At 28.7% G+C, this 7,370-nt stretch carries 8 protein-coding genes and 1 rRNA gene; 5 read left to right on the top strand and 4 right to left on the bottom strand.

All coding sequences use genetic code 11. From position 1 onward, the window contains the following. Positions 1–117: ribosomal RNA gene (locus tag C7U54_RS06465) — 16S ribosomal RNA — on the bottom strand; the annotation flags it as partial. Positions 118–428: 311 nt separating this feature from the next. On the opposite strand from C7U54_RS06465, the gene C7U54_RS15160 reads away from it, so the two are divergent. The 3 genes from C7U54_RS15160 to C7U54_RS15150 are packed head-to-tail and all read left to right on the top strand — an operon-like array spanning position 429 to position 2,065. Further along, positions 429–746: a hypothetical protein gene (locus C7U54_RS15160; RefSeq protein ID WP_241522578.1), complete on the top strand. Its 318-nt coding sequence runs from the start codon at positions 429–431 to the stop codon at positions 744–746. Between the two features lie 48 nt (positions 747–794). Then, entirely contained in the window at positions 795–1,190 is a 396-nt protein-coding gene (locus C7U54_RS15155) for a hypothetical protein (protein ID WP_241522577.1), read from the top strand. Continuing rightward, positions 1,160–2,065, top strand: a complete 906-nt coding sequence (locus C7U54_RS15150) for an aryl-sulfate sulfotransferase (protein WP_241522576.1) — start codon at positions 1,160–1,162, stop codon at positions 2,063–2,065. The genes C7U54_RS15155 and C7U54_RS15150 overlap by 31 nt, the downstream gene beginning before the upstream one ends. Positions 2,066–2,094: 29 nt before the next feature. On the opposite strand, the gene C7U54_RS06455 is transcribed toward C7U54_RS15150, so the two are convergent. The 3 genes from C7U54_RS06455 to C7U54_RS06445 form a co-directional block, all read right to left on the bottom strand. Beyond that, positions 2,095–2,799 (bottom strand): MurR/RpiR family transcriptional regulator, encoded by a 705-nt coding sequence (locus tag C7U54_RS06455; protein WP_139938521.1) that lies wholly within the window; start codon positions 2,797–2,799, stop codon positions 2,095–2,097. Positions 2,800–2,821: 22 nt separating this feature from the next. Next, entirely contained in the window at positions 2,822–3,580 is a 759-nt protein-coding gene (locus C7U54_RS06450; protein WP_107029709.1) for a hypothetical protein, read from the bottom strand. A gap of 79 nt (positions 3,581–3,659) precedes the next feature. Continuing rightward, a complete protein-coding gene (locus C7U54_RS06445; RefSeq protein ID WP_107029708.1) occupies positions 3,660–5,171 on the bottom strand; it encodes a carboxylesterase family protein in 1,512 nt (503 codons plus the stop codon). A gap of 238 nt (positions 5,172–5,409) precedes the next feature. On the opposite strand from C7U54_RS06445, the gene C7U54_RS06440 reads away from it, so the two are divergent. Both C7U54_RS06440 and C7U54_RS06435 read left to right on the top strand, forming a co-directional pair. After that, entirely contained in the window at positions 5,410–5,979 is a 570-nt protein-coding gene (locus C7U54_RS06440; protein ID WP_107029707.1) for a histidine phosphatase family protein, read from the top strand. 9 nt (positions 5,980–5,988) lie between these two features. Continuing rightward, the gene (locus C7U54_RS06435; RefSeq protein WP_107029706.1) at positions 5,989–7,350 is read left to right on the top strand and encodes an MATE family efflux transporter; all 1,362 of its coding nucleotides are present in this window, start codon (positions 5,989–5,991) and stop codon (positions 7,348–7,350) included. The last annotated feature ends 20 nt before the right edge of the window (positions 7,351–7,370 follow it).

Here is a 7,370-nt window from a genome sequence, read left to right as displayed (position 1 = left end):
GGTTACTTATGTATTACTCACCCGTTCGCCACTCTTCACCGAAGTGAAGCGTTCGACTTGCATGTATTAGGCACGCCGCCAGCGTTCATCCTGAGCCAGGATCAAACTCTCCATTGTCTTATTTCTTTCAGACAACTTTGGTCTGTTTAGCTCTTTTTTATTTCTTTAACTTAATTGACGTTGTGTTTTATTCTTTCCTGTTCAGTTTTCAATGTCCTCTCACTTGACTCTCTCGTCGAGTGCCCATTTATATTACCATCCCCTCTCCCTTTTGTAAAGCTTTTTTTCTATCTTTTTTTGTTTTTTTTAAATTATTATTTATATAAGCCATTTTTCCATTCTATAATCATTACTTTTTTATAATTGTTTAAATGAAAGTTACATTTTTCACATAATTCACATACATAATGGAAGCGGAAGTAAAGATTATGCATAAATTAAAAAAATTAATTTTACTAATATTATCTATTTCTATAGCTTCACTCTATCTCATGTTTTCTAACTCTACAGAAATAGAAGCTTCAAGTAATGATAATAATTCAATAAATTACTTAAAATTAAAAAATAAAAGTACATCCCTTTCTACTATTTATAGTGAAAAATATCAAACTCGTATACATAATCAAATTAATAAACAAAAGAAATTAAATAATTATACTTTTCAACATCCTTTATTAATAAGGAATCCATATGGAACAAATACAACAGCTGTTTATATGTATTTTAAAACCACAGAAGAATTATAAGCAAGTTACACAATTCATTGTAATAATTACGCTGATTTTTCACAAACTTTGAATTCTAATACATTAAGCAGTTATACAACAGAACATGAATATCTCTTAATTGGAGCAATTCCTAATCAAACAAATACAATTACAGTTACTCTAACAAATAAACAAGGTAAAGTTGTTGATACCTTATCATGGTCATATAATGCTCCTTCATTACAAGGCGGTGATCAATATCTTACAGTAGAATGTGATGATTCAAATACATCATCCTTATCTAACGGTCTTTATACTGTTCTTGGAAACGATGTTACTGAAGATAGTGAAGAACAAGCTTATATGAGACTTTATGATAATTACGGCATCATCGTAGTGAAATTCCTATCGTTTCTTATAGAAGTCACCGTATTCTTTTTGAAAACAACACCATGTACTTTAGTATTTCTAGTACAAAAATAGTTGGTATGGAACAAACTGGTTATGTTTCTAAAATTTGTGATACAGGTAATTATAAATTACATCATGATTACATCTTTGATAGCAACAATAATATTCTTGTTCTTGCAAGTGAAAAAGAGGCAAAAACAAGTGAAGATAAAATTATTATGATTGAAAAAGATTCTGGTAACATAACAGAACTTGTAGATCTTATTGATTTATTACCTGATTATTATTCAACAACTTCATTACCTGATAGTGCAGAAGATCTTGATTGGATGCATATTAATTCACTGGCTCTTATTGATAAAACAAGTTTAATTATTAGTTCAAGAGAAACATCCACAATTATTAAATTAGATAATATCTATTCAAATCCAACAATTGATTACATGATTGGTTCTGATAACTTTTGGCAAGAAAGTGGATATGATTCCTTACTCTTAAATAAAACAAATGATTTTTCAATGCAAGCTGGTCAACATAGTGTCACTTATGTAGAAGATAATTCCCTACCTCAAGGTCAATATTATCTCTATCTTTATAATAATAACCTAGCTGTAAGTACAACACGTCCTGATTATGATTGGAAAAGTGATTCAAATTATTCAAATACTTACTATAACTTAAAAAAAGGAACATCTTATTACTATAAATATTTAGTAGATGAAAATAATCGTACTGTTGAACTTGTAAGTAGTATTCCTGTTGCTTATTCAGGATATGTAAGTAGTGTTCAAGAATTAGATGGAAATATAATTATCGATAGTGGTATCGCAATGTCTTGGAGTGAATACAGTCAGGATGGAACTTTATTAAAAACATTTAAAACGACAGGGGGTAAATTCGTTTACCGCGTCTTTAAATATGATTATCTAGATTATTGGTTTCAATAATTAAAAAGGTGTAGTTTGTGCTACGCCTTTTATATTCCATTTTTATAAAGAATATATTGTACAAGATTTAAAAAGAATACTTGTAACTCATTCATGCTTTTATCAAAGCTTTCTTGATTTATATTGTAGTTAAAATAAAGATGATTATCTTTAGGAGCAACTCCTATAAACCCAATTTTAGGTTTTATTTTCACATCTAAATAGTTAGCATTTTGATAAAAAACAGATCTATTTGTACAAAAATCATCATATGTTTCATGTAAACTTACAATAATAACCAAATCATCTTCTTTCAAGTGAAACTGATCAATAATTTCTTCTTCACTTCCAAGATAAACCGGTATCTCACAAGGATATCCTAAATATGTCAACGCTTTTTGACATAGTAACAATGCAAACCTATTTCCATCGCCTAATATAACAATTCTTTTACATACCATGATTTTTTTAAAAGTTTGTGTTTGTATATGAGGAAAATTATTTTTAATAACCTTTTTCATCTTTTTCATATCTACTTCCGCATGCATATATTCTTCGTACATAACATTTTTAAAATAAGAAAACTTATTAATATTAATATTTTTTAAATATCTGACCATCGAAGTCTTAGACACACCCACTTCTTCTATAAATCTATTTAATGTATAATCCTTAATATTACCTTTTAATTCCATTATTTTTTTACTAATTAAATATTCCACACTCTCTTTTGAACTACTATTTTGTATCATCATTATTTTTCCTATAATCATATTTTCATTCCTTTATATATAATTCATAGTATCTCGTTTTAATTAAATCAAATAGAAATAAAAAAACATAATGCATTTCATAATAATCATTATCCGTATCCATAGAAAAGCTGAAATCAATATATTCACTATTTATTTGAGATTTACTAAAAAGTATCTTTGTATTCTTTGTATCTAAAACAACTTCTTGAAATTTTGCATCACAACAGCCTAATAATCTTCCTGTTGCTGTAAAGAGACCAATAAGATCATTATTTTTTGGTACTAAAATTTTTTCATTATTTACTGAACTTAACAAAACCGTTTTATCAAATATTTTCATATCTACTTGAAAATCAAATAATAAATTTAAAAGTGTTGGTGATCCATAAGCTATAAATCTTTCATGTTCATTTATTTGTTTACAAATTTTATCTATTTCATCCATATTAATTAGATGATATCTTAATTGACTCATAATTTGAATAATTTTATTTTTTTCAAAACTTTCATATCTATCTCTGATTTGTTTTAGTCTTACTATTCTTTCAAAAATAACCTCATCTTTAAACGCTGTATAATTTTTATATCCCAGTTGATTAAGATATGTTTTAAATTTAAGTTTTGATATATTTAAAATTGTTAAAATGTTTTCTAATGTATAGGTTGGTATTTTATTATAGTGTTCAAATATTTTTCTAGATATATATGTATCAATATTATCAAATTCTATATTATTAGATGCTTTTAAAATATATTCTATTTTTAAATTTGTTTTGCTCACAATAAACACCCTCCTACAACAAAAATATTATAATATAAAAAGCGGAAAAATTGAAACCATTTTCCGCCTTACTTAATTATTATCTAATTACCTTTTTAGTAGCTGTATAGGCACCTGCTGCTAACAACATGATAATAGCATATGAACCAATCATTGTATTATCTCCAGTTTTAACACTTTGTTCAACTTTATTATTAACTGTTGATTCCTTTTTATCATCTACTTTATCTTCTGATTTTGACACTGTTTCCACTTTAGATTGTTTGAACAACCAATTCATTGGACTACCATCAGTATTATCATTAAGAACTTTTACCCATGACCAATGCAATAATGCACCTCCCATACCATTGCTGATCCCTACAGCTTTCATTTCATCATCTGACCATATAGATAATTTATTATTTTTATCTCCCATATTTTCCATAGCTTTGTACATAGCTTTTGAACTATCTACATTGCATGTTGGATCATTTTCAGCATGCGTATAATAAATTGGAATATCTAATAATTTTTGAGTATCAATTTTTTTAGAAACCATCGATTGTGTACTTTCATCCCAAGTATATACATTTCCTTGGAATGCTTCTTCAAAATTCGAAACAATTGTATCAAAAGGATCTTTTTCTCTACCTAATACTGCAAATGTTTGATTATGTACAGGAACAATTGGATCCATTGAGCAACAAGCTATAGCTCCAGCAAATATTTCAGGATATTGCATTAAAAATCTCATTGTTGCTCCTCCTCCACTAGAAGCACCTGCAACATAGACTTGATTTTTATTCACATTTCCATCATTAATTAGATTTTTAATCAATTGTGCTTGTAATGCATTGTTTTGGTCAATTAATTTTTTCTTATCTTCATTTTCTGCAGCACCATAGCTATAGTTTTCATTTCCAACTTGCATTTGTAATACTGCAACATCATAACCAGCATCTACCCAACCAGTTAATCCTTTATTCGCTACAAGAGTATCTTCTAAATTACCCTTGTATTCTCCACCACCATGATTCCATACAACAAGTGGTACATTTTTCTTAACTGATCCATCCGCATTTTTTGGTAAATACAACGCATATTCACGTGTTAATCCAGCATAAGTAAATGTCTTTCTTTCTGTATCATCTAAGACTTTAGTTTTAATTGTTGTTACATCACTTGCCTTAAAAGATAATGCATCATTAGTTAAACATTTAACTTCCCAATCCAATCTTTGAAATGACCAATCTGTTTTATAGATTCCAGCATAACAAAATGGATTCACTTTCATTTCTAACTTATTTCCTGATACACTTAATTCAATCCCATCATCTTGATAAGCTTCTGTCCAAGATCCTGTATTTACATCAAATGGAACAGTGCTTGAATTATTAATAATATCAAAATCTGCTGCTGTTAAATTTTGTATAATACTTTCATCACTTACCTCAATTTCAAATGAAGATACTTCTCTTTGTCCATCTCCAACTTGTGTGTTTGCAACAATAGAACTAACTGTTGGACTAGTAGCATAAACAGGCATACAAAGCATCGATAACGATAACGCTGCGCCTAATGATGCTGCTATTATTTTTTTACTTTTCATATTCTTTTCCTCCCTTTCGCACTTTCATACTATCACCTCCACCCACTGTAAGCGATTACAATATTATATCTATTGTTTCTTATTTTTTTACTACATATTAATATTTTATATTTGGTATTTTTTTATGGTACTTTTTAAATCCTATTTTTACTATTATTTTTAGTTATAGAAGATTGCTATTTAGGTATTGTACTTTTATAATATTATCGATTAAAGTAAACTTGGGGGGAGATTTATCATGAAAAAAACACTCTATTTAATGAGACATGGACAGACTTTGTTCAATCTACAACATAAAATACAAGGTTGGTGTGATGCACCTCTTACACCTTTAGGAATTAAACAAGCACAAATGGCAAAAGAATACTTTACAAATATTACTCTTGATCACGCTTATGCTTCTACTTCTGAAAGAGCATCGGATACTTTAGAAATCATTACAGATATGCCTTATACAAGATTAAAAGGTTTAAAAGAATGGAATTTTGGTGCTTTTGAAGGAAAAGATGAATGTTTAAATCCTAAACTACCTTATGGGGATTTCTTTAAACAATTCGGTGGTGAAGGTGAACTTGAACTTAGAGAACGTATGAATAAAACGTTAACTGAAATCATGGGTAAGAATGATCATCAAGTTGTTTTAGCAGTTTCTCACGGTGCAGCTTGCGCCCAATTCTATCGTGCATGGGAAGAACATGCAAAAGTAAAGAAAACGGAAAGATTTTATAATTGTTGTATTCAAAAATATGAATATGAAAATGGCATCTTTACTCTTGTTGAAATTTTTAATCGTAATATTACAGAATAGGAGAAGAATATGGATTCGACAAAACGTAAATCATTTAATGCAAATGTTGATTTGATTCATGGACCAATCTTTAAATCACTCATCATCTTTGCATTACCACTATTTATATCAAATATCTTCCAACAACTTTATAATACTGTTGATACCATGATTGTTGGAAACTTTTTAGGAGACGCTTCTTTAGCAGCCATTGGATCATGTACTTCCATTTATGACTTGCTTGTAGGTTTTGCTTTAGGGATTGGAAATGGTCTTGCTATTGTTACTGCAAGAAGTTTTGGCTCTAAAGATGAAAAATTATTGAAGAAATCAGTTGCTAGTTCTTTAGTCATTGGAATCGTTGTTTCAATTGGACTAACACTTATTGGTTTAATTTTCTTACAACCACTTCTTCATTTATTAAATACACCTACAAACATTATTGATGAAGCTTATAGTTATATTTTCTTTATTGTTTTATTTATTATTGTTATGTTTGCTTATAACTTATGTGCTGGATTAATGAGAGCCATTGGTAATAGTGTTATGCCTCTCGTTTTCTTAGTTGTTTCATCTGTTTTAAATATTATTTTAGATTTAGTTTTTATTACTCAATTAAATATGGGAGTTCAAGGAGCTGCAGTCGCAACTGTTATTTCTCAAGGAACTTCCGTTATTTTGTGTATCGTTTATATGTTTAAAAAGACACCTTTGTTACTTCCTAAAAAAGAACATTTTGAAGTTGATAAAGATCTTTATAAAGAATTATTAGGACAAGGGTTTTCAATGGGATTTATGAGTTGTATTGTTTCTGCTGGTTCTGTCATCTTACAATATGGTATTAATAACTTAGGTTATTTAATTATTGCTGGACATACTGCTGCAAGAAAACTTTATATGTTCTTTAATATGCCTTTTACAGCGATGGCTCTTGCTATTTCAACTTTTGTTTCTCAAAATAAAGGGGCTAATCAAAAAAATAGAATTAAAAAAGCACTTCGTTATGCTTATATCTATGACATTATTGGTGCAGCTATTGTAACTTGTATTATCTTATTATTTGGTTCTTCTTTAGTGAAATTAATATCTGGTTCAAGTAAAGAAGTTGTTTTACATAATGGGACACTTTATCTTACAATTGTTGGACCTTTCTATGCCGTGCTTGGAATATTGATGCAAACACGTTATGCACTTCAAGGAATTGGTCAAAAACTTCTTCCTTTAATTTCAAGTGTGATTGAATTCTTTGGAAAGATTATCTTTGTTATCTTCTTAATTCCACGTTTTCAATATATGGCTGTTATCTTCTGTGAACCAGTTATCTGGTGTGTAATGACAATTCAACTTGTCTATTCTTTCTATCATAATCCTTATATTAGAAATAATGATTAAAAAATTGGACGGTGCCAAAG

Source organism: Faecalibacillus intestinalis, assembly GCF_003024685.1.
Lineage (GTDB): Bacteria > Bacillota_I > Bacilli_A > Erysipelotrichales > Coprobacillaceae > Faecalibacillus > Faecalibacillus intestinalis.
The sequence above is the reverse complement of the archived record's forward strand: the minus strand, read 5'-3'. Positions and strand labels throughout refer to the sequence as shown.